22 protein-coding genes are annotated in these 20,723 nt (G+C 57.2%); 4 read left to right on the forward strand and 18 right to left on the reverse strand.

Translation table 11 applies throughout. The features are described 5' to 3' along the window. Positions 1 to 36: 36 nt before the first annotated feature. From ACR0DB_RS20465 to ACR0DB_RS20475, 3 genes are all read right to left on the reverse strand, one after another. The gene (locus ACR0DB_RS20465) at positions 37 to 3,492 is read right to left on the reverse strand and encodes a chromosome segregation SMC family protein (RefSeq protein WP_480552654.1); all 3,456 of its coding nucleotides are present in this window, start codon (positions 3,490 to 3,492) and stop codon (positions 37 to 39) included. Positions 3,493 to 3,632: 140 nt separating this feature from the next. Further along, on the reverse strand, positions 3,633 to 4,040 hold the full coding sequence (locus ACR0DB_RS20470) for a hypothetical protein (RefSeq protein WP_480552656.1): 408 nt from the start codon (positions 4,038 to 4,040) through the stop codon (positions 3,633 to 3,635). Between the two features lie 35 nt (positions 4,041 to 4,075). Beyond that, positions 4,076 to 5,284, reverse strand: coding sequence for an aminotransferase-like domain-containing protein (locus tag ACR0DB_RS20475; protein ID WP_480552658.1), 1,209 nt, complete (start codon positions 5,282 to 5,284; stop codon positions 4,076 to 4,078). A 153-nt stretch (positions 5,285 to 5,437) separates the two neighbouring features. On the opposite strand from ACR0DB_RS20475, the gene ACR0DB_RS20480 reads away from it, so the two are divergent. After that, positions 5,438 to 6,202: an FCD domain-containing protein gene (locus ACR0DB_RS20480; RefSeq protein WP_480552660.1), complete on the forward strand. Its 765-nt coding sequence runs from the start codon at positions 5,438 to 5,440 to the stop codon at positions 6,200 to 6,202. A 35-nt stretch (positions 6,203 to 6,237) separates the two neighbouring features. Here ACR0DB_RS20480 and ACR0DB_RS20485 read toward each other — a convergent pair whose 3' ends face one another. The 7 genes from ACR0DB_RS20485 to ACR0DB_RS20515 form a co-directional block, all read right to left on the reverse strand. Continuing rightward, the gene (locus ACR0DB_RS20485) at positions 6,238 to 7,098 is read right to left on the reverse strand and encodes a glycosyltransferase family 2 protein (RefSeq protein WP_480552662.1); all 861 of its coding nucleotides are present in this window, start codon (positions 7,096 to 7,098) and stop codon (positions 6,238 to 6,240) included. An 82-nt stretch (positions 7,099 to 7,180) separates the two neighbouring features. Further along, positions 7,181 to 7,996: a hypothetical protein gene (locus ACR0DB_RS20490; protein ID WP_480552664.1), complete on the reverse strand. Its 816-nt coding sequence runs from the start codon at positions 7,994 to 7,996 to the stop codon at positions 7,181 to 7,183. Between the two features lie 90 nt (positions 7,997 to 8,086). Continuing rightward, positions 8,087 to 8,647, reverse strand: a complete 561-nt coding sequence (locus tag ACR0DB_RS20495) for a F0F1 ATP synthase subunit B (RefSeq protein WP_480552666.1) — start codon at positions 8,645 to 8,647, stop codon at positions 8,087 to 8,089. 5 nt (positions 8,648 to 8,652) lie between these two features. Then, the gene (locus ACR0DB_RS20500) at positions 8,653 to 9,204 is read right to left on the reverse strand and encodes a F0F1 ATP synthase subunit B' (RefSeq protein ID WP_480552668.1); all 552 of its coding nucleotides are present in this window, start codon (positions 9,202 to 9,204) and stop codon (positions 8,653 to 8,655) included. An 86-nt stretch (positions 9,205 to 9,290) separates the two neighbouring features. Then, positions 9,291 to 9,515 (reverse strand): F0F1 ATP synthase subunit C, encoded by a 225-nt coding sequence (locus ACR0DB_RS20505; protein ID WP_005981269.1) that lies wholly within the window; start codon positions 9,513 to 9,515, stop codon positions 9,291 to 9,293. A gap of 69 nt (positions 9,516 to 9,584) precedes the next feature. Further along, complete coding sequence (locus ACR0DB_RS20510) at positions 9,585 to 10,343, reverse strand: F0F1 ATP synthase subunit A (RefSeq protein ID WP_170356118.1); 759 nt, start codon at positions 10,341 to 10,343, stop codon at positions 9,585 to 9,587. A 2-nt stretch (positions 10,344 to 10,345) separates the two neighbouring features. After that, positions 10,346 to 10,678 carry an AtpZ/AtpI family protein gene (locus ACR0DB_RS20515; protein ID WP_480552670.1) on the reverse strand — a complete coding sequence of 111 codons (333 nt, stop codon included), beginning with the start codon at positions 10,676 to 10,678 and terminating at the stop codon, positions 10,346 to 10,348. A 231-nt stretch (positions 10,679 to 10,909) separates the two neighbouring features. On the opposite strand from ACR0DB_RS20515, the gene ACR0DB_RS20520 reads away from it, so the two are divergent. Then, on the forward strand, positions 10,910 to 11,242 hold the full coding sequence (locus tag ACR0DB_RS20520) for an ArsR/SmtB family transcription factor (protein WP_170787361.1): 333 nt from the start codon (positions 10,910 to 10,912) through the stop codon (positions 11,240 to 11,242). Positions 11,243 to 11,247: 5 nt separating this feature from the next. Here the strand turns inward: ACR0DB_RS20520 and ACR0DB_RS20525 are convergent, their stop codons facing one another. The 6 genes from ACR0DB_RS20525 to ACR0DB_RS20550 all read right to left on the reverse strand — a co-directional run bounded on the left by ACR0DB_RS20525 (position 11,248) and on the right by ACR0DB_RS20550 (position 15,488). Further along, the gene (locus tag ACR0DB_RS20525; RefSeq protein WP_170775255.1) at positions 11,248 to 11,661 is read right to left on the reverse strand and encodes a universal stress protein; all 414 of its coding nucleotides are present in this window, start codon (positions 11,659 to 11,661) and stop codon (positions 11,248 to 11,250) included. Positions 11,662 to 11,740: 79 nt separating this feature from the next. Beyond that, positions 11,741 to 12,019: a hypothetical protein gene (locus tag ACR0DB_RS20530; protein WP_170775252.1), complete on the reverse strand. Its 279-nt coding sequence runs from the start codon at positions 12,017 to 12,019 to the stop codon at positions 11,741 to 11,743. A 64-nt stretch (positions 12,020 to 12,083) separates the two neighbouring features. Next, positions 12,084 to 12,992: a DMT family transporter gene (locus tag ACR0DB_RS20535; RefSeq protein ID WP_480552672.1), complete on the reverse strand. Its 909-nt coding sequence runs from the start codon at positions 12,990 to 12,992 to the stop codon at positions 12,084 to 12,086. Beyond that, complete coding sequence (locus tag ACR0DB_RS20540) at positions 12,989 to 13,867, reverse strand: LysR family transcriptional regulator (protein WP_480552674.1); 879 nt, start codon at positions 13,865 to 13,867, stop codon at positions 12,989 to 12,991. Before ACR0DB_RS20540 ends, ACR0DB_RS20535 begins: the two co-directional genes overlap by 4 nt. Positions 13,868 to 14,573: 706 nt before the next feature. Further along, on the reverse strand, positions 14,574 to 14,981 hold the full coding sequence (locus tag ACR0DB_RS20545; protein ID WP_170775246.1) for a universal stress protein: 408 nt from the start codon (positions 14,979 to 14,981) through the stop codon (positions 14,574 to 14,576). 57 nt (positions 14,982 to 15,038) lie between these two features. After that, positions 15,039 to 15,488: a phasin family protein gene (locus ACR0DB_RS20550; protein WP_170775244.1), complete on the reverse strand. Its 450-nt coding sequence runs from the start codon at positions 15,486 to 15,488 to the stop codon at positions 15,039 to 15,041. A gap of 201 nt (positions 15,489 to 15,689) precedes the next feature. Between ACR0DB_RS20550 and ACR0DB_RS20555 the strand changes: the two genes are divergently transcribed. Beyond that, positions 15,690 to 16,862, forward strand: coding sequence for a cation:proton antiporter (locus tag ACR0DB_RS20555; protein ID WP_170775242.1), 1,173 nt, complete (start codon positions 15,690 to 15,692; stop codon positions 16,860 to 16,862). On the opposite strand, the gene ACR0DB_RS20560 is transcribed toward ACR0DB_RS20555, so the two are convergent. Further along, positions 16,863 to 17,270: a c-type cytochrome gene (locus ACR0DB_RS20560; protein ID WP_480552677.1), complete on the reverse strand. Its 408-nt coding sequence runs from the start codon at positions 17,268 to 17,270 to the stop codon at positions 16,863 to 16,865. It abuts the gene before it with no gap. A gap of 160 nt (positions 17,271 to 17,430) precedes the next feature. Continuing rightward, the gene (locus tag ACR0DB_RS20565; RefSeq protein WP_480552693.1) at positions 17,431 to 19,035 is read right to left on the reverse strand and encodes a Na/Pi cotransporter family protein; all 1,605 of its coding nucleotides are present in this window, start codon (positions 19,033 to 19,035) and stop codon (positions 17,431 to 17,433) included. A gap of 437 nt (positions 19,036 to 19,472) precedes the next feature. Between ACR0DB_RS20565 and ACR0DB_RS20570 the strand changes: the two genes are divergently transcribed. After that, positions 19,473 to 20,693, forward strand: a complete 1,221-nt coding sequence (locus ACR0DB_RS20570; protein ID WP_480552679.1) for an APC family permease — start codon at positions 19,473 to 19,475, stop codon at positions 20,691 to 20,693. Positions 20,694 to 20,723: the final 30 nt, after the last annotated feature.

The raw sequence follows: 20,723 nt of genomic DNA on the forward strand, positions 1-20,723 counted from the left end.
ACTGCTCTGCAACAGGCATAACGTTGCAGTGAAAGGTTAGGCGACCATCTGTTCGGCTTTCTTCAGATCGACCGAGACCAGCTGACTGACCCCCTGTTCCTGCATGGTCACGCCAAACAGCCGGTCCATCCGCGCCATCGTCACCGCGTGGTGGGTGATGATCAGGAACCGCGTGTCGGTCTGGCGGCACATCTCGTCCAGCAGGTCGCAGAACCGCGTCACGTTGGCGTCGTCCAGAGGCGCGTCGACCTCATCCAGCACACAAATCGGCGCGGGGTTGGCAAGGAACACACCAAAGATCAGCGCGGTTGCAGTCAGGGTCTGTTCGCCGCCCGAGAGCAGGCTGAGCGTCGAGAGTTTCTTGCCCGGCGGTTGACACATGATCTCGAGACCCGCGTCCAACGGATCGTCGCTTTCAACCATGACCAGATTGGCCTCTCCACCACCAAACAGATGCTTGAACAGCATGGCAAAGTTCGAGTTCACCTGCTCAAACGCCGTCAGCAACCGCTCGCGCCCTTCGCGGTTGAGGCTGGCAATACCGCTGCGCAGGGCCTTGATCGCCTCTTCCAGATCGGCCTTTTCACCATTCAGCGTGTCGAATTCTTCCTGAACCTCTTTGCTGTCCTCTTCGGCCCGCAGGTTCACCGCACCCATCGCGTCGCGCTGACGCTTGTGGCGGTTGACCTCGGCCTCAAGCGCGTCGGCGGCGGGCATCTGGTCGGGGTTCACGTCCAGCTGGTTCAGCAACTGGTTCGGGGTCAGCTGCTGATCCTCGGCAATACGCTCCGCCGCAGCGGTCACGCTTTCCTTGGCGGCGTCACAGCGTGCCTCGGCGGCGGCCCGGCTTTCGCGCGCTTCCGAGGCCAGACGTTCCGCATCACGTTCGGCCATCACCCATTCGCGCTGCTGAGCTTCGGCTTGGGCCAGCTTGTCCGCAGCCTCGGCACGACGCGCTTCGGCAGCTTCGATCAATTCGTTGAGTTCTTCGCGCGCTTCGGCGATTTCGCCGGGGGCAGCCAACGCCTCGGACAACTCTTCCTCAGAACTTTCCTTGCGTTCGACCAACTCCGAGATTCGCTTTTCCGCCGTCTCCAACCGGTGTTTCCAACCGCTGAGATCTTTCTTGACCTCTTGACTGCGACGGGTCCGTGCCTCGCCCTCGCGGCGCAATTCGTCATGGGTCGAGCGGTGGGTCAGCATGGTGATCCGCGCGGCCTCGACCGTTTGTTTGATGTCTTCGACCTGCGCACGGGCGCTGTCCAGATCGCCCAAGCCAGCGAGCGCGCCCTCGGCCTCGCGCAGTTGGGCGCGGGCGGACATGGCGTCTTCCTTGTGGCGATCCACGGCCAGCGTCAGGGTTTCCAGCTTGCCCTGCGCCAGATTGCGATCCGCCTCGGCCCGGCTGAGTTGCCGCGCGGTTTCAGCCATGCGTTGATCGGCAGCCCGGCGGGCCTCGCGCGCGCGGCGGTCGGCCTCGGTCACGTCGGCCAGTTGCTGCGACAGCGCCTCATGCGCCGCCCGCGCGCCATCGGCCTGCGCCTCGGTCCGGGCCAGTTCCTGTTTCAGCGCTTCCAGCTTGTTCAGCTGTTCCAACCGCAGCGCCGCTGCACTGGGCGCGTCCTCGGCCCAAGCACGGAACCCGTCCCAACGCCACAGATCGCCCGAGCGCGACACCAGCCGCTGACCTGGTTTCAACGCTGCCTGCAACCGCGCGCCCTGATCTGCATCAACCAACCCGATCTGCGCGATCCGGCGACTGAGGCGATCCGGCCCCGATACATGCAGCGCCAAAGGTTCGGCACCCTCAGGCAAGGGTTGATCCGCGTCATAGCCCGCAACCTGCACCCAGCCCGACGGCCCGTCACCGTCGACTAAAGGCGCGCGCAGATCATCGGCCAGCGCGGCACCTAGCGCCTTTTCATAGCCTGGAGCGACGCGCAGCAGGTCCAGCACCTGTCCGCCCTCTGCGGTGTCGCGTTCAACAAGCTTGGACAGCGCGGAGGTCTCGGCCCTTATGGCCCCCAACTCTCCCTCGGCCTCAGACCGTTGCGCGCGGGCTTCAGCTTCGCGCGCTTGCGTTTCGCTGCGCAACTCATCGGCGGCGGCCAGTGCCTCTTCGGCGGCCTCGGCGGCCTCGCGCGCTTCTTCCTCGCCTTCTTGCGCGGCTTCGAATGCTTCGGCGGCGCGTGTCAGCGCTTCGTGCGCTTCATTCACAGCACCGCGCGCTTTTTCCTCTTCGCCCTCGGACCGGGCCAGCGTTTTGCGGCTGTCTTCGACCAGACGCTGCGCCGATTGGTGACGGGCGACCAGACGAGCCATATCCTCGGTCTGTTGTGACAGGTGATCTTCTCGATCCTGCAAGACCGACGCCGCCTCGCGCGCGATTTCGGCCGCCTCGGCCACCTTGTCATCATGACCTTCCGCGGCCTTTGTCAGCTCGCGGGCTTCCCATTCCAGCCGTTCGATCATCTGGCCCGCATCGCGGTTCAGGCCGGTTTCACGCTCGATATCATTGCTCAACTGCTGAATACGGTTGGTGAGCGTTTCGATGGTCTGACGGGCGCGGGTTTCCTGATCAGAAAGCTGGTCACGCTGCACCTGCTGGCGCTGCAACACGGCGGCGGCGATGGCCTCTTCCTCACGCAGCGGCGGCAGGGTTTCTTCGATCTCGGCGCGCTTTGCGGCGGCGACACGGGCCTCTGCCTCAGCACGCGAGGCTTCTGTGATCCGATCGCGCAGCTTCTCCTCGGCCTGTTGGCGGGCCATATCGGCCTCTTTCCAACGACGGTAAAGCAGCATTCCCTCGGCCTGCCGCAATTGTTCACCGATCTCGCGATAGCGCGCGGCCTGACGGGCCTGACGCGCAAGTTGCGCCAGCTGCGTGCCCAACTGTTCCAACACGTCATCAACGCGGGTCAGGTTGGATTCGGTGCCCTTGAGTTTCAGCTCGGCCTCATGCCGCCGCTGATAGAGGCCCGATATTCCAGCCGCCTCTTCCAGAATACGCCGCCGGGCACGGGGTTTGGCGTTGATCAGCTCGGCAATACGGTTCTGCCCCACCAGCGCTGGCGAATGCGCCCCGGTTGAGGCATCCGCGAACAGCATCTGCACATCGCGCGCGCGTACGTCCTTGCCGTTGGTCTTGTAGGCGCTGCCGACGTCGCGGGTGATGCGGCGGATGATTTCCAACTGGTCCGTGTCGTTGAACCCCGAAGGCGCTAACCGTTCCGAATTGTCCATAGTCAGGACCACTTCGGCAAAGTTGCGCGCGGGACGCGTAGCCGCCCCCGCGAATATCACATCTTCCATCGCCCCGCCGCGCATGGATTTGGGACGGTTTTCGCCCATCACCCAGCGCAACGCTTCAAGCAGGTTGGACTTGCCGCAACCATTTGGCCCCACCACACCGGTCAGCCCATCCGCGATGATCAAATCGGTCGGATCGACAAAGCTTTTGAAGCCGGTGAGTTTGAGTTTGCTAAAGCGCAAAGGCAATGAGTCCCGTGATTCCTATATGCTTGAAGTCTGCGCAAGGGATTGGGGACCTGTCAACGCAGTTGCGCAGGATATGGGAATTCGACCCGAGTTATCCACAACATCTTGCTCAAATACGCAAGATTACGCGCAAGTCAGTAGGGCGTGCATTCAAACACCTGATAGCCGTAATCGCCGCCGATATCGTCGAAGACGCCCGTATCTACGCATTCATAGTTCGGGCGCGAAATTGCAGTCAGCAAAAGGCGCTCGGCCATTTCTCGATCACAGCCCAGTACACCAACGGTGACTGCGGCATCCCCCAGCACATCCAGAATCGGACACCCCGACACCTGTGCCATTGCCAACGCTGCGCGGTCGCGGATTGGACCAAGCCGCGGCGCGTATTGCATGTTGATCCGCACCGCCTCGGCCAGTTCACCACGCACGCGCACGTCAAAGACACTGCCAATCACCGCCACGCGCGTGGCTGGCACATCGCGAAAATGGGGCGTGCCGGCCGAACATGCGGCCAGCACCAGGAGAGACAGATACCGGATCATACGCCCAGTGTTGCGGGCAAACCGTTAATGAAACCTTACCCGGTCTGGGTTTTCAGTACCTGCCCCAATCGTGCGATCCCTTCGCGGATCGTCGCCTCATCAGAGTTCGAGAAGCTAAGTCGCACGGTATTCGCCCCACTACCATCGGGGAAAAACGCCCGACCGGGTACAAAGGCCAGCTTGACTGTCTCCAGCGACCGCGCCAACAACGCGGCGCCGTCGACCCCTTCGGGCAAGGTCAGCCAGATGAACATCCCTCCTTCGGGCCGGGTCCATTCTACCCCGTCGGGCATATGGTCCTCCAACGCCTGCAACATCGCGTTTCGGCGCGCGCCATAGGTTCGGCGCAACATCGGGATGTGGCTATCGAAACAGGTGCGCGCCACCTGCTCGGTCGCCATCTGGTTGAGTGTTGGCGAATGCAGATCAGCCGCCTGCTTGATCAGAACAAGCTGCTGGATCACTGGCTGCGCGGCCACGATCCAACCCACACGCAAGCCCGGCGAAAGGGTTTTCGAGAAGCTGCCGCAATAGATCGTCCGGCACGCCTCGATCGAGCCCTTACGCTTTTGCTCCAGTGCCAGAATGGGCGGGATCGCATCGCCCTCGTAACGCAACGCCTGATAGGCCCCATCCTCGATCACCGCGATTTCCAGCGCATCGGCCAGATCCAGCAGGCCCTCTCGTGCGCGCAAATCAACTGTCTCACCTGTCGGGTTGGCGAAGTCCGGTGACAGATAGGCAAATTTCACCCGCCCTTCGCCCGCTGCCGCGGCATATTCCGCCGCTCCTTGGTTGCCGTTCAGGCGCAGCCTGTCGAAACACGGCTCATAGGCGTCAAACGCGTTGATCGCACCCAGATAGGTGGGCCAGCCGACCAAGGCGGTATCTCTGGGCGATAGGTAGAGCTTGCCAAGATAGTCCAACGCCTGTTGTGACCCCGAGGTGATCAGGATGTTCTCAGCCCCACATTCAATGCCGTAGCCCCGCATATGATCGACCAGCCATTCACGCAGAGGACCATAGCCCTCACTGACCGAATATTGCAGCGCGTGATCACTGTGATCTGCGGTCATTGCGGTCTGGAACGCCTGCGCAAATTCTTCTTTCGGGAACAAGGCCGGGTCGGGAATACCGCCAGCGAAGGAAATGATTCCGGGCTGATCGAGAAGTTTCAACAACTCGCGGATCTCGGACGCTTTCATTCGCGATGCACGCGTGGCGAACAGCGCTTGTGTCGACATGTGCCCCCTCCCTGTTCGGACCTGGGCAGCGTATCGAGAAATTTTTTAAAGTCAATAATTCTGACCTATTTTTCACCTCAAGGCGGCTACATTCTTGTACCCGCCTGCATTCCATGGTCATATGAATTGACCAATTTCAGCGACGACATCCCCATGCCCTTCCAAAAAGTTCAGACCGAGAAGCTCTCAATTGCAGTGGTACGGCAGATCGAGCTGCTGATCCTGCGCGGCATTCTACGCCCCGGCGAGCGCCTGCCCGCTGAACGCGAACTCGCCGAGCGGTTGGGCGTGTCACGCCCATCCTTGCGCGAGGCGATTTCGGAGCTTCAGGAGCAAGGTCTTTTGGCCGCCAAGGCCGGATCCGGGATCTATGTGGCCGAGGTGTTGGGCTCTGCCTTTTCACCCGCCCTGATCCGCCTTTTTGGCAGTCATCCAGAAGCAGTTTTCGATTATCTCTCATTCCGTCGGGACATGGAGGGCTTGGCGGCTGAGCGCGCAGCGAGAATGGGATCAGAAAGCGACCTGAAAGTGGTCCAAACGATCTTTGAAAAGATGGAGGCCGCCCATGCCCGCAACGCTCCGAAAGATGAGGCCAATCTGGACGCGCAATTCCACATGGCCATTATCGAGGCGAGCCATAACGTCGTAATGCTGCATATGATGCGGTCGATGTTCGACCTGTTGCGCGAAGGCGTCTTTTACAACCGTCAAATGATGTTCAATCAACGCACAACCCGAGAAGCCATCTTGGACCAGCATCGAGCGATCAATACCGCGCTACAGGCACGTGACCCAGAAGGTGCCCGCGAAGCCGTCCAGAGACACTTGAATTTCGTTCAGCAATGCACACAGGATCACCAAAAAGCCCTACGGAACGAAGAAATCGCAAGGCAACGGCTGGATCACGAAACACGGTGACCAGGTACGCGGCACCGCCTGAGTTTCAGCAATGGTCACAGCTTGCGAATAACTCGTGCAAACCTGTGCTTCCAAAGACTCACGTTCTTTATCGGTTTTGGATCGCAATCGGTCAGTCCGGGAAAACTGCTATCAGCTTCGGACCAACTACGCAGCTTGGTAGGCGCGGCCAGAACGGATTTCGTAACGGCGTCAGGGCTATCTGCACTCTGCTTTTCGTTGGCTATTACAGCCAGCATTTCTGCATGATAGGCGTCTATTGCTTCTGAACGTTGGCCTGTGCGGAACCGAAACGCACCGATCTTATCGTGAACGGGGATCAGTTCGGCATAGCGTGAAAACCGCAGCCAAAGTTCGCCATCCACAGCCAAGGACAGGCGCTCGTCAAGTTGTCCTCCGGCTTTGTCCCAAAGGCTGCGTCGCCAAAATGTCGACTCCTGCTGCACCCACTGATAGTCGCCCGCAAGAAACCGTTGATACGAAATTGGTCTTGGGCGTCGAGAGGCCAAGATACGTCCTGCCTCGTCTATCGTCGTGAGCTTGCCCGTCACCCAGTCCAACTTTGACTTTAGCGCAAAAAGAGACCCAACAAGTCCGAGCCCTCCCGGCATTAGGACATCATCGGAATTGATCCACCCCATTACCTCGCCAGTGGCGAGAGCAAACCCCTTGTTGACCGCGTTGGCTTGCCCGGTATCCGGCTCGGATATGATATGTGTGAATGCGCCGCGATATCTTTCGACAATATCAAGCGACCCGTCTGTACTTCCCCCATCCGACAAGATCAGCTCAAGATTGGGGTAAGACTGGCTGACAATTGACGTAATGGTCTGCTCAAGAAATTCGGCGCAGTTCAGGTTTGGAACGACCAGACTTATCTTGGGCATATTCGTCATGCGTAATCCTACCACCCAAGACCAAGCTGCATTGGTGCAACAAAAGTGTTTCTGTGCGACTGCATCATTTCTGACAAGCTGATCATTGCAACAGCTTCTTTGGAATGCGCTTTCCGCTGCCGGGGCCCATATGCTCGGTTTGTGCCAAAGTTAAAAGACCGGGGTCAATAAAAAGACGTTTTCCCGCGCTTCGCAGCGAATGATGCAGAGTCGTATGCTCGCAGGTGATTTGACCGGTCTCGTCCCGTGGCTGGTACGTCGCACCGCGCAAAGCTTCGGTCTTATACAAGCCCAACCCGCCGAAAGCACTCTCCACCTCAATCAGAGGCGCGTCGGTTGGTATTGAGTATTGACGATTATAGATGACTTTCCGCTGCATCCGTCGCCACCAGACACTGCGTAACATCGGTGGTCGCGTTAGCGCCGTAAGCTCTCGCCACGGGTCTTGATCGCTCCAGCCCGCACATCGCAACGCGTAAAGGTCATAATATGCAGGCAATGAGTTGGCAAACACAGCGTCCCATTTTGGCACCTGACGCGCCGCCGCGTTCAACACCTGATTTGGTTCCATCTTCGTATTGGGTCCGTCCATATCAAGAACCAGTGTCAAAGGATGGACCGGATTGGTGGCAAGAAGATGTTCAAAAACTGCATTTCTGGCGACGGCAATACGCTCGACGCGTTCATCGAACAGGTCCGACATACTGTCCAGAAAGAGCACATCTACTCCCGCGTTCTGAGCCGCGTAATCTTGTAGGATGTCGTCGGTATTGTCTTTATTATCGTTGGTCGCGATGATCACGCGACTGCTCTCAAGGTGCGCCCGCAGCTGTTCGATGCGCAAGAGCGTTGCGGTCAGGGATTCTCCACCATTTCGAACAATGCCGAGAATGTTCATCAAAATTCCAGCAAATCAGGCGAGAGGTCTTCTAAAATGTCATGACCCGAAAGCACGCTTTCGGGTCATGGTTCAAACTGTATTCAGCCGTCAATGCAGCTTTTCGCCTACATCCGCGATGGCCGCGTCGATCAGCTTGTTGGCTTGTGTGGCCGTCATCTGCTTTGCCAGAACTGCGTTGGCCGCGGAAACAGCAACGGCGATGGCCTGATCGCGCACCTCTTTCACGGCCGAAGCCTCAGCCGATGCGATCTGGTCTTGCGCAGCCGCCAGACGGCGAGCGATGGATTTCTCCAGATCGACCTTGGCTTGTTCCGCCGCCAGTACCGCGTCGTCCTTGGCCGCTGCCACGATGGCATCCGCCTGAGACTGCACTTCGCGCTGTTTACGCTCGTACGAGGCCAGCAGGCTGCGCGCTTCTTCATGCAGGGCACGGGCTTCGTCCAGTTCCGACTGGATGCCCTCGGCTCGCTTGTCCAGTGCGCCGCCGATCATGCCGGGCACCTTAAAGTAGAACAGAACCGCGATGAAGACGATGAAGCCCAACAGGACCACAAAGTCGGTATTGCCAAGCGAGAAGAACGGGCCACTTGCGGCCAGCGCGGGGCTGGCAGCGCCGAGGGTCAGGATAAGGGCAAGAGTATTCCGCATGTCACTTATCCTTTCATCTGCGCGTCAACGGCACCGTCGATGGCTTTGGCATCCGCCTCGCCGCCCAGCGCTGTAACCAATTCAGCTGCCGTATCCTTGGCAACCACTTGAATGCTTTCCAGCGCACCGGCACGGATTTCGGCAATTGCCTTTTCCGATTCAGCCGCCTTTGCAGCGATTTCCGCATCTGCCTTGGCAATCGCGTCATCCAGACCAGACTGGATTTCGGCGCGGGCTTCCGCTGCGATACGCTGTGCCTCAGAACGGGCATCGGCCAGCGCCTTGTTATAGGCCTCTTCGGCCTCGACCGCCTTGGCCTTCAGATCTTCGGCCGCAGCCAGGTCATTTGTAATGGTCCCCTGACGCTCAGCCAGGATTGCCGCGATGCGGGGCAGAGCCACGCGAGACAGGACCAGAAAGATGACGACCAGCGTGATGACCAGCCAGAAAATCTGGTTGGGGAACCAATCAAAGCAGAGCTGCGGCATCCCGATGGCCGACCCATACGAGTCAACACAGGAGCCTGCTACTTCTTTGGCTAGGGGTTCAGTCGCCATGATGTCCTCCGTCGGAACGTTGTCTTTACAACAGGTGGGCCGCTATGGCTTGGACCCACCTGCGCGTAAGGATCAGGTTCCGCAGATTAGACGGCGAACATCAGCAGCAGCGAGACCAGGAATGCGAAGATCCCCAGGGCTTCTGCGAATGCGATACCGATGAACAGGGTTGCGGTCTGCGAAGCAGCCGCCGAAGGGTTGCGCAGGGCGCCGGCCAGGAAGTTGCCTGCAACGTTGCCCACCCCGATTGCGGCTGCGCCGGAACCGATTGCTGCCAGGCCTGCGCCGATGTGTGCGAGATCGCCTTCCATGATGTATCTCCTTACGAATTGGAAGTTTCGATGTTGGGTTATCGTTCCTGTGCTGGGTGCAAGACCCAATCAGTGATGCGGATGCAGAGCGTCCTTGAGGTAAACACAGGTCAGAATGGTGAATACGTAGGCTTGGATAAAGGCCACCAGGACCTCAAGACCGTACATTGCGGTGATTGCCAGAACCGACACGGGCGAGATCACGGCAATCGCGGCAAAACCTGCGAACACCTTGATCACCGCGTGGCCCGCCATGACGTTACCGGCCAGACGAATGGAGTGGCTGACCGGACGCACAAAGTACGAGATCAGCTCGATGATCGCCAGGATCGGGCGCAGCGCCATCGGGGCGCTGGAGACCCAGAACAGGCTCAGGAAGCCCGCGCCGTTCTTGACAAAGCCCAGAATGGTGACGGTCAGGAAGACAGCCAGCGCCAGCGGGATGGTCACGGCGAAATGCGATGTGGTTGTGAACGAGGTCGGGATCAGGCCCAGGAAGTTCGCGGTCACGATGAACATGAACAGGGTCATGACATAGGGGAAGAACTTGACGCCTTCCTTGCCGCAGATGTCTTCCAGCATCTTGTAGATGAAGCCATAGGCCAGTTCGGCCACCGACTGCATCCGGGTCGGAACAATCGCGCGCTTCGAGGTCGGCACGATTAGCAGCAGAACAATCGCAACGATCGCAAAGAACAGCCACAGCGTCACGTTGGTAATGGTGAACATGCCCACTGCGCCGTCGCCGAACAACGGTTTGACGATGAACTGGTCCATCGGGTGGAATACCAGGCTGCTGCCTTCTGCTGCGGTGGTCTCAGTTGCCACGTTCAGTCCCTCTCGTCCTTCTCAGCAGCCGTCGCCGCCGTTTGTTTCTCTTGGACCTCTTTCGCGCTGCGGAGCATAACCTTCACGCCCGCGACAAGGCCCAGCAATGTGAACAGCACCAGAAAGATCGGGATCGTCCCGAACAGGCTGTCCAGCCCGTATCCGATGCCAAATCCGATCCCCAGACCGGATACCATTTCGATGACCATCCTCCAGGCAAGCTCGCCGCCGGATATGTCATTGTCTGCGCGTTTGGGGGGCTGCTTGGCCTTTTTCGCCGCGTCGATCTTGGCCTCCAGCTGCGCCATACGCTGCTTTTGGTCATCATCGGTCACGGGCGTTTCCCTCGCACAGTCTTGGGTAGGGTGCTAAGGCGATGCGGGCACAGAGTCAACGGTGTATAGGCCGCACTCAAAACTCACTTAACTATCAGATTTTTATTGCAAAAATCTTTCCACCGTCAGACCCAGAACGGGAGTGGGTTAAAGGTCCGGCACGGATACGCCTGAATCCGCATATTTAACCAAATGGTTGACCAAACCTTGACGCTGTGGTTCAGCGAAGACATGTCCAACGATCTAGACACAGTATTCGCAGCCCTCGCCGACCCGACCCGCCGCGCCATCCTTGCGATGTTGCTGGAGGACGATATGGCCGTGACCGACGTGGCCGAACCGTTCGAGATGTCGCTTGCGGCGATCTCGAAACACCTGGGGATCCTGACCAAGGCGGGATTGATCAGCCAGGAAAAACGGGGGCGGGTGAAATGGTGCAAACTGGAACCGGATGCCTTGCGGGCGGCTTCGGTATGGATGCAAGGCTTTGGGCAGTTCGAACCCGTCAATCTGGACGCGTTCGAACGGTTTCTGGAAGTCGAACTTCCCTCGGGCGAGGATTGAACTGCCTAACGGACAACAAAGACTGAAATTGAGGCGTGCGTTGCCAGATAGCCGGCATGGCTGGAAAAGATGTAGTCCATGATCCGTGGCGCATGCGTACCCACCACGATTAGGTCCGCACCAATCTCATCCGCTGCGCGCGTCAGGTCGCCATCCAATTCAGCACCGACATCGACCGAGTGGATGTTGCGAAAGTCAACTTCGGCTCCGCTCTTTTCAGCAAGTTGATCGGCAAAGTTGCGCAGATCTTCGTTGACCATCGCGTCAGGCTGCACGGGGTCACCGGGTTGAATTCCGGTGACGCTGACAACAGTAATCTTGGCGCTTTGCCACTTGGCGACCGCTGCGGCGACCTCGGCAGCTTTCTGAACCGTGGGCGGCAGGTGCAGATCAACTGGGAACATGATGTGGTCATACATAGTGAATTCCTCCTCTGCTCAAAGCATAGGGAAACTCGAATGTAACAACTTTGATCTGCCTCAAAGGGCACCGGCAGGCCTAGGCGCCCGGCTCAACACCTGTCACCACACCCGTCACATCCGCAAGGCACAGCCACGGCGCAGATACCCCCTGAACATCTACCAAGGTGATCGAACCTGTCGCCTCAAACTGAGTGGGACGCGCGGAAATACCGCTTGCCCGCACGCCGGATTCCGCCGCGACCAGTGCCTCACAACTGGCTTGCAGGTCGGCTTCGCTGATGACGCCGCTGGGGGGCTGCGGCGGCGCGCACGCAGTCAGTATCGCCATCGCAGCGAACGGGAAAAACGCTTTCATCAAGGTGCCTCTGATCTGACCTGTATCCGCTCTACAGTCTCATATCTTGTTCAAAGCACAACAGTCATTTGGTAACGGGCGCAGCCTTCTGCGTTTCTTCGGATTTCAGCAACAGAACCAGCGCGACAACGGTCAGCACGGCCCCTACCCCGACCAGCAAGGCGGGGGCTTTCTGGCCCAAAGCAATCTCCCACAAGATGACCCAACTTGGTACGAGATAGGTGTAGGCCATTACCTTGGCCGAGGGCAGACGCAGCGCCGAATATTGCACCAGCACGAAACTGGCCGCCGTGGCAAAGACAGACAGATACAGAATGACCAACAAGATGAACAAAGACAGGCTTGCCCAATCCGTCGCCGCTATGTCCTTCCAGCCGTATAGCGACAGCAAGAGGCAACCCGCGACCATAGTGCCGAAGGAAAAGACCACAGCAGGCTCACCCCGGTTCAGCTTTCGCACCATCGGCGTATAGATTGCGTGAGCGACACAACCCCAAAAGTAGATGATCTCGCCCCGGTCGACCTGAAACGCCATAAAGGCCTGCCAGTCGGCTCGGAAAATCACCCACAACGCTCCTGTTGCTCCGATAACCAGAGCCAGTGCCATACGTGGGGTCGTCACCTGCTGTAACAAGACCCAGCCCGCCAAGGCCGAAAGAACCGGGGTCAGCGTAAAGACCGCCGCAGCACTAACCGGTGGTGCAGTTTTCAGACCGACGAACATCAATACGAAATAGGTGCCGAACAACCCGCCCAAAACAAGGTACCGCCACGGGGCCCGCGCAGCAGATCGGGGCACCCCGGTCGTGGCCAACGCAGCGGCACCAATCACCAGCGCTGCAATTGCGAACCGCGCCGCTGTAACCGCGACAGGCGAGATTTGGTTTGCGATCATTGCCCCAAGGGAAAAACTGCCAGCGACCAGTGCCGAGAATGTCAGCATGGCCAGATGGCCCCGTGCCTGTGGGCTCATGTTTGCCAATCCTTGGACTGCTCTTTCAGGTAGGACAGAAATGCCTGCACCTTGGTGGTGCGGTGCAAATCCACATGCGTTACCAGCCACAGATTGCCGAACCATTCGGGCATCGGCTCAATCACCTCGACAAGGTTTGGATCACGCGCAGCCTCCCACCTGGCCATAAAGCCGATCCCGGCACCGGACAGAACCGCCTCGCGTATGCAGAAATTATTCGTGCAGCGAAATGTGATCCGTTCGACGGGCACGGTTTCACGCAACCATTTTGAAAAAGGCGCCCGGCTGTTTTCATCATCCGTGCTGACGAAATAGTGGTTAGGGAAATCCTCAATCCCGGCGGGCCTTCCATGTTGCTCAAGATAGGAGGTGCTCGCGTACAGTCCGACCTCCTGCCGCATGAAGGGCTGCACCACGTTGTCCGGTTGATCCGGGGCCGAGCCCGCGCGGATAGCCACATGCGCCTCGCCATATTCCAGTCGGAACAAGCGATCCCCGGTCAGGTAGCGGACAATCAGATCGGGATGCAGTCTCTGGAATGCGCTCAGCACCGGGACGATCAACGGCGCCAGCGACGACAGTGACGTAACCACCAACTCGCCCGAAACGTCGTCACCACGCCCCTTCATCCGCCCCACCAACTGATTGAACTGATCTTCGGTCGCCTGCGCAACCCGCAAAAGATCCTCACCCGCTTCGGTCGGCGTGTAGCCCCGTGCGTGACGCTGAAACAACTTAACCCCCAACCGCGCTTCGATCGCATCAATATGACGGATCACCGTCGCATGATGCACGCCCAGCACGTCCGCCGCACCGCTAACCGTACCCATTCGCGCCACCTGATAGGCGGTTTTCACTTCGTCCCAGTTTTCCATTGCATCTTGCCTATTGTGCAAATTTCAACACTCAAATTGGGTGTAGCAAAATTTTGCACGGTGGCGAAGGGGCATGGTTTAGTGTTTTCTGATCGCAGGGCGTTTTTCTGGTCGGGATATTGACTATGTCGAATCCCGGATGGACCTTGCCCAAACCGCAAACCCGAACACTAGAGGTGGAAGCGGCGTTCTTCTTGACCAATGCATAAGGCCTGAAAGCTTAGTAAAAAAACTGCACTTGCAGAAGATCAGTGTAGATATCGTCTTTTTTGAAAGACCGAGTCAGCAACTGAATGTAAACCGCCCAGTCTTCACTAGCGTCAACCACGACCCACGGTTCTTCTGGTGGTGTTGGCGCGAACGTAAAAGGCCCGGCGCTGTACGAGGCTAAACGTTAGATATTCGAACTGGAGTATTGGTAGTGGGTGCAGGATTTGGCCTTCATCAAACAGCTTTGCGTCAAGAAAGGCGAAGTCTTTGGCGCTGAGACAACCCAAGTGTCAAAAGTCTCCTAACGACCGATCGGCAACTGCTCTTCGCAATAAAGTAATCCAGCGCTCCAACAAATTCGAAACCGCACGTAAATTGCAAAAAACATGTCGCTGCAGTCCGAGGGTTCTTTGGCTCAGCTGCCACTTCTTTCGATCTGATTTGGCTCACTAAGTATTGGGCCAGCCAATAGGGACGTCACACCGCTGACTTTGGATCAACGAATTACATGAACCGAACACCTTGCGTGATGCACGACTCTGTTCGCAGTGGAACCCAAGAATATGTCCTCAAAACCAGGCTTGTGCGATGCCAAGACGATGCAATCTGCATCGCACTCGTTTGCAAAGTCGACAATGGCCCTGCCCGCGTGCCCAGAGATGAGCCGAGCCTTCGCGCCTGGAATTTCAGAGGCAGTCTGATGCAGGTTTTCCAGGATTTCATGCCGTGTATTTGCGAGTACTTCGCTGGGAATCTGAGATCCCACATAAGCGGGAATTGGCTCTTGAACGTGTACCACGGTAAAAACGGCGTCTGCATCGGCCAATTGGCGCGCGGCTGCAAAGGACGCTTGTGTGTCGTGTTCTTGGTCCAGAGCAACCGGGATCAGGATGTTCTTGTACATTTGACCTCCTATCTACTGCTCCGATGATTTCAGTTTGGTTTTTCGGCAGCACGAACCCTAAACAGGTTCGGACTTTGAAGATTTCCCGGCGCTCTTTGTAGCGGCTGCAACGTCATCAACTGTTTTCTCAACAGCTGCAACTTCGGTTTCAGTGACATAAGATGCACAGCGGGACACAGTTTCGAACCATTCCTGCGCGTCAGCAACCAACCGCTCAGCCGAATGGCGCTGCCATTCCGTCATACTCTGAAGCGCTTTCGTTGGATCGGACGGGTTCGCGGAAGACACTTTGCGTGCAGCTTGTAGAGCCGTCCGAACCGCCTCGTGACGCCGTTCGAACCAATGCTGCGCAAAGGCCTCTGTTTCTTCGAGCAATTTTTCTTGCGCGTCCCAAAATTGTTCGATCTGGGCGCCAAAGGCCGGATTGCCAGACATGGGCGGCTGCATTTGCTTGAAAACATCCACAAGTGAGGTCGGGCTATTTGTGCTAGATTTCTTTGTCGGCATCGAAAGTTCCTCCTCATTTCCTGAATGAGCTATTGTGCCATCTGCGGCGCGCTTTCGCCTTAATACAGATCAATTACCCCCATTTCTTAGGATCTTCGGCTTAGGCTGCGACGGGACGTTGGAATTCTCTCCGACATCGGTTCCTAGATGGCAGGGTTGGAGTTAGAGTAGTCTAGACGAGAACTTAGCGCTTGGTTTTCTATGCACATTGCCGGCTTTCTGATTGCCCTTGGCGTGCTCTTCCTTGCCGGATTGGCGGCCGACCAACTTGGCCGGGCCACGCATCTTCCTCGTGTTACAACCTTACTTTTCCTCGGTCTGGTCGCCGGGAACGCCGGAATGGGTTTGATCCCACTCGACGTTGCAATGTGGTTCGACGAGATTTCTATTGTGGCCTTGACGATGGTCGCGTTTCTTCTTGGAGGTTCTTTGACCCGCGAGAACCTGGTCCGGCATGGTCGAGCCATCCTGACGATTTCTATTTCAATCGTGGTTGCAACCCTTGTTATTGTGTCTGCTGGACTGACCGCAATCGGCGTACCCTTCGGGCTGGCATTGGTGTTGGCGGCAATTGCTACGGCTACAGCCCCGGCCGCCATGACAGACGTGATCAAACAATCTGGGGTATCCAACAGCTTTACCGAGACATTAAAGGGCGTCGTCGCAATTGATGACGCTTGGGGTCTGATCGTTTTCAGCATCGCCTTGGTTCTGGCCGGTCATTCGGATGGTTGGGCCACCGTCGCGACCACCGCGATGTGGGATTTCGGAGGGGCGATACTGTTGGGTTTCGCACTAGGCGTGCCATCCGCCTATCTGACCGGCCGCTTGAAACCGGGAGAGCCAATGCAGGCGGAAGCAGTGGGCATAGTCTTTCTGACAGCGGGCCTCGCGCTTTGGCTGGAGGTTTCATTCTTGGTAGCAGGCATGGTTGCGGGCGCAGTGATCGGGAATCTTGCCCGCCATCACGACCGTGCTTTTCATGAGATCGAGCACATTCAGTGGCCATTCATGATCCTGTTCTTCCTGCTGGCTGGCGCCACGTTGGATATTGAAGCCTTCGGTTTGATGGGTTGGGCTGGTGCACTTTTCCTGATCTTGCGCGCCGTGGCCCGCCTTGTCGGAGGTTACTGCGGAGCGAGACTTGGCGGCCTGCCTCGCCGTCAGGCCGGTTGTTTTGGTCCCGCTTTGTTACCACAGGCCGGTGTCGCGGTCGGAATGGCCCTTGTCGCCGGAGAGCAATTTCCGAATTGGGCCGCGTCGATCATGGCCTTTACCCTGGCCAGTACAGTTGCCTTCGAGGTGTTGGGGCCGCCTTTGACTCTTATGTCAATCAGACGAACTGCTGACACGGATGAGCCGATTAGTCCGTAACTATTCAGACTGGATCGATTCAATAAAGGCGAGCAAATTCGCCAACGGCAAGCCTACCATCATTGGCTGCCCACTAGGCAAAGCCACCGCGATTTGTTGGTCTGTCTCAAACACCGCGCCAAAGATTGGCATTTCGCCCCCATGGGCGAGCAATTGTGAACGACCATCAATCTGTTCAGCTATGCGATCTATCGGAAACACACCGCCGTTCTCACCAGCCAATTTGGTAAGGTCAGGTGTTCGAATAGCCAGCATTTCGGCCATTGGCCCGTCTCCGGTTGCTTCGAAACCGTGACATTGCCAGCAATACGTCCGGTACAAATCACGTCCCTCATCGACGCTGACCTGCTGCGCTAGTACGGGCCCCGTGACGAACAGTGCCAGTAAAATCCCGCGAACAATCTGCATACGCTCCTCCTATTAGCTGCCCCGGATGCAGATCTTATTAATGCGCATCCTTCAGAGACTTCTTTGACCTTGCTCATGTTGCACCCTTCAGCACGAAGATTGGCGTTTAGGTCGAATAGCGCTTGAGCACGTGCCAAATCTAATCAAGGCCAGCCTCCAACTACGCCACGCCGTCAGTGACCTCACCACCATCGCGCCCTGACGGCACTCCTTCCAGTGCGTTCATGTGCCAGCGAATTCGCCAGAGGTGATAAGACACACGATGCAACCATCTGAGAGCATCCAGCCGAGCCCACACCACATCGTCCGGTAGACTGTCAGTTGCAGCGTCAGAGATGAGCAGGTCTCTGCGAAGTTTCCTCTGTCGTCGCAAAAAACGGCGAACTCGGTTCAGCGTGTTTTCGCACTGCACTGGATTGTCGATCTCCAAATAGCTACCAGTTGCTGCAATCAACACCGAAGCAAGCCGCTTCAAACGCTGGTCTTTTGGTAACTCGCTTATCCGATCATCTTGGCTACACCGGTAAAGCAGCCGGTCAAGATGATCGAGCACATGGTACATACCCTTGATGCTGGATATCTCTGCGTCGGACCTGTTGGGCAATTCTATCTTGTCTAGATACGAGCGCGCTTCCGATACAGCAGTCTGAATGCTGTCCCGTCCATAACCGGGTCCGCTTGGCTGAGATGCCCCGATACATGACCGAAGGTGCGCCACTTCGGCCCTTACAATTTGTTCGACTGCAACTTTTGCTGCGCCCACAGCTATTTCTGGCATCCCGAGGACGAGAGGATCCAAAGATCTCGTCAACTCAGCCCCTTTGTCAGGTACGAGGGCCTCGACAAATCTGGCGAAGGGTTTCGCGAACGGCAGGATCAGCGCCACGCCTATGGCGTTGAAGAAGCTATGGAAAGCGACAAGCGCAGTCAGAGAGCTTCCAGCCCCCGACCCGCTTACAAAGACTGCAGTAAACGGCCCCAGCAGGAAAAATGCCAGTGCCCCTGTCATCACATTGTAGATCACATGAGCAAAACCGGTGCGGCGCGCCATCGTCCCACCGCCAAAGGTTGCCAAAACAGCGGTGAAAGTTGTCCCCACGTCCATTCCAATGACCAGAGCCGCCGCTTGGGGGAAGTTCACAGCACCGGCGCTCAACGCAGCCAACGCCGTTGCAACGCCAGCACTCGAAGACTGCGTCACCATCGTGATGAGGACGCCGATCAGTACAAGCTTCAACCTGCCCAGCAGTGTGTCTGGTGGAAAATCGGCAGGAGTAACTACGCCCTGAAATGCGTCCAACCCGGATTTGAGTTGTTCGATCCCAATGAAAATCAGACTGAACCCGGCCAATGCCAACCCAAGGCCGGAAACCGCTTTTCTTCCTGAAAGCGCCAGCAAAGCCCCAAAAAAAACAACGGGCAACATCACTTGCCCCAGGTCCAGCTTGAACCCCAAGAGCGCGACGAGCCAACCTGTCATGGTCGTTCCGATATTGGCCCCAAAGATGATCCCAAGCGCTTGGGGAAACGTGAGCAGACCAGACGCGACAAATCCAACGGCCGCAACGGTGGTCGCACTGGAAGACTGGATTGCAGCTGTCGTGACTGCACCTGTTACAGCCCCGGTAAACGGTGTCGACGTGAACCGGCCCAGAATATCTCGCAATTTCGCCCCTGCCAAAGTCTTCAAACCGTCAGTCATCAACAGCATGCCGACAAGGAACAGGCCGATGCCGCCTAAGGTCGGTAACAGGTTCCAGAACATCACGAATTGCTTTCCACCCTAAATCTCAAACCGCCTAACGTGTTTGCTTTGCCTGTAAGTCCGACAGCAAACGACAGGTGGTCTGCACTCAGCCTCGCAGACCCGACCCCGCGAGTTGGTTGACATAGATCAAAGCATCAAAATGAATCACATAGTGAAATACGAATGTTTTAACGTGTCTACGTTCACCGACCTGTCCCCAAGCAAACACAAAGGTGAACGGAATTTTGTGGGAGCGGAAGCTCCACCCAAGGGGGCTCGGCAGGAGTGGTGGCGAGCCCCCAGTTAATCGATCGGCGCCCAACGCGCCCAGACATAGAAACACAAGGCCTTCGATGCAGTATTGACCATCGGATTAATCCGTTCCGCTAATCGCGGACGAAAACGAGAAGGACGCCACTGGCGATGTTCTGAATCGGCAGTTGTTGGAATCACTTATGAACTCTGTTGATCCAAACGAACAGAAACTCAGACGGGCTCTTACTACCCCGTTGCTCACGCTTTATGGACTTGGCGTAACGGTCGGAGCGGGTATTTACGTTTTAGTCGGTGCAACAGCAGACATTGCCGGACCGTTTGCGGCCTTGTCGTTCGTCGTAGCCGCGCTCGTCGTATCACTCACCGCGCTTTCCTATGCAGAACTCGCAACTCGATTTCCTGTGAGCGCAGGTGAAGCGGCCTATGTTGAAGCGGGATTTCAGAAAAGATGGATGGCAGTATTCGTTGGGCTTGCGGTGGCAGCCTCGGGCGTTATCTCCGCCTCTGCCGTTGCAATTGGCGCAGCATCATACCTTCATGCTTTGACCGGTTTTACGATCCCTGTTTTGACCGTCAGCGTCGTTTTGGTCATGGGTCTAATCGCGCTTTGGGGGATCACCGAGTCAGTCTTTGTTGCGGCTGTCATCACGATCATCGAGATCGCAGGTCTTCTCTTTGTGATCGGCTGGGGCATGTCGATCAGGGATCCGCAGGGATACGGGGTAAGTTCGATGCTTCCCCCGCTGGAACTCGACGCGTGGAGAGGTATTTTCGCGGCATCGCTTCTCGCCTTCTTTGCATTTGTTGGCTTCGAGGACATGGCCAATGTCGCGGAAGAGGTGAAAGACCCAGTGCACACCATCCCAAAAGCGATTTTGCTAACGCTCGTTCTGGCAACCGTGTTGTATCTGGGAACTTCAATGACGGTCCTACTTGTTGTTCCGATTGATGTTCTTTCGACGTCCGCAGCACCCCTGGCGCTTGTGTTTTCAAATGCCCCTGAGATGATTAAACAGGGCTTTTCCGCGGTCGCGATTGTAGCGACGGTCAATGGCGTACTGATCCAGATGATTATGGCCTCGCGGGTGATCTACGGACTAGCTGACCGTGACCATCTGCCGAAGGTTCTGGCGATTGTCCCGAAAGCAACGCAGACACCAGTTGTCGCTACTTTGCTGGTCGTCGCGATCATCGTACTGCTGACCCAAACTATGCCGATTGGTACTCTGGCAGAGCGTACATCCCAGATCGTTCTGGGCGTCTTTGTGCTAGTCAACATTTCTCTGATCCTGCTGAAGATGCGGCCGGACGAGGCCGTCAAGCACTTCCGCGTTCCTCTTGTGGTACCGATCCTTGGCGTGATCACCAGTGCATTGCTTTTCGGATCTGGATTTCTCTAACTAAATACATCGACCCAAAGGCTTCCAAGA

It is taken from the genome of Ruegeria sp. AB6, from assembly GCF_056542685.1.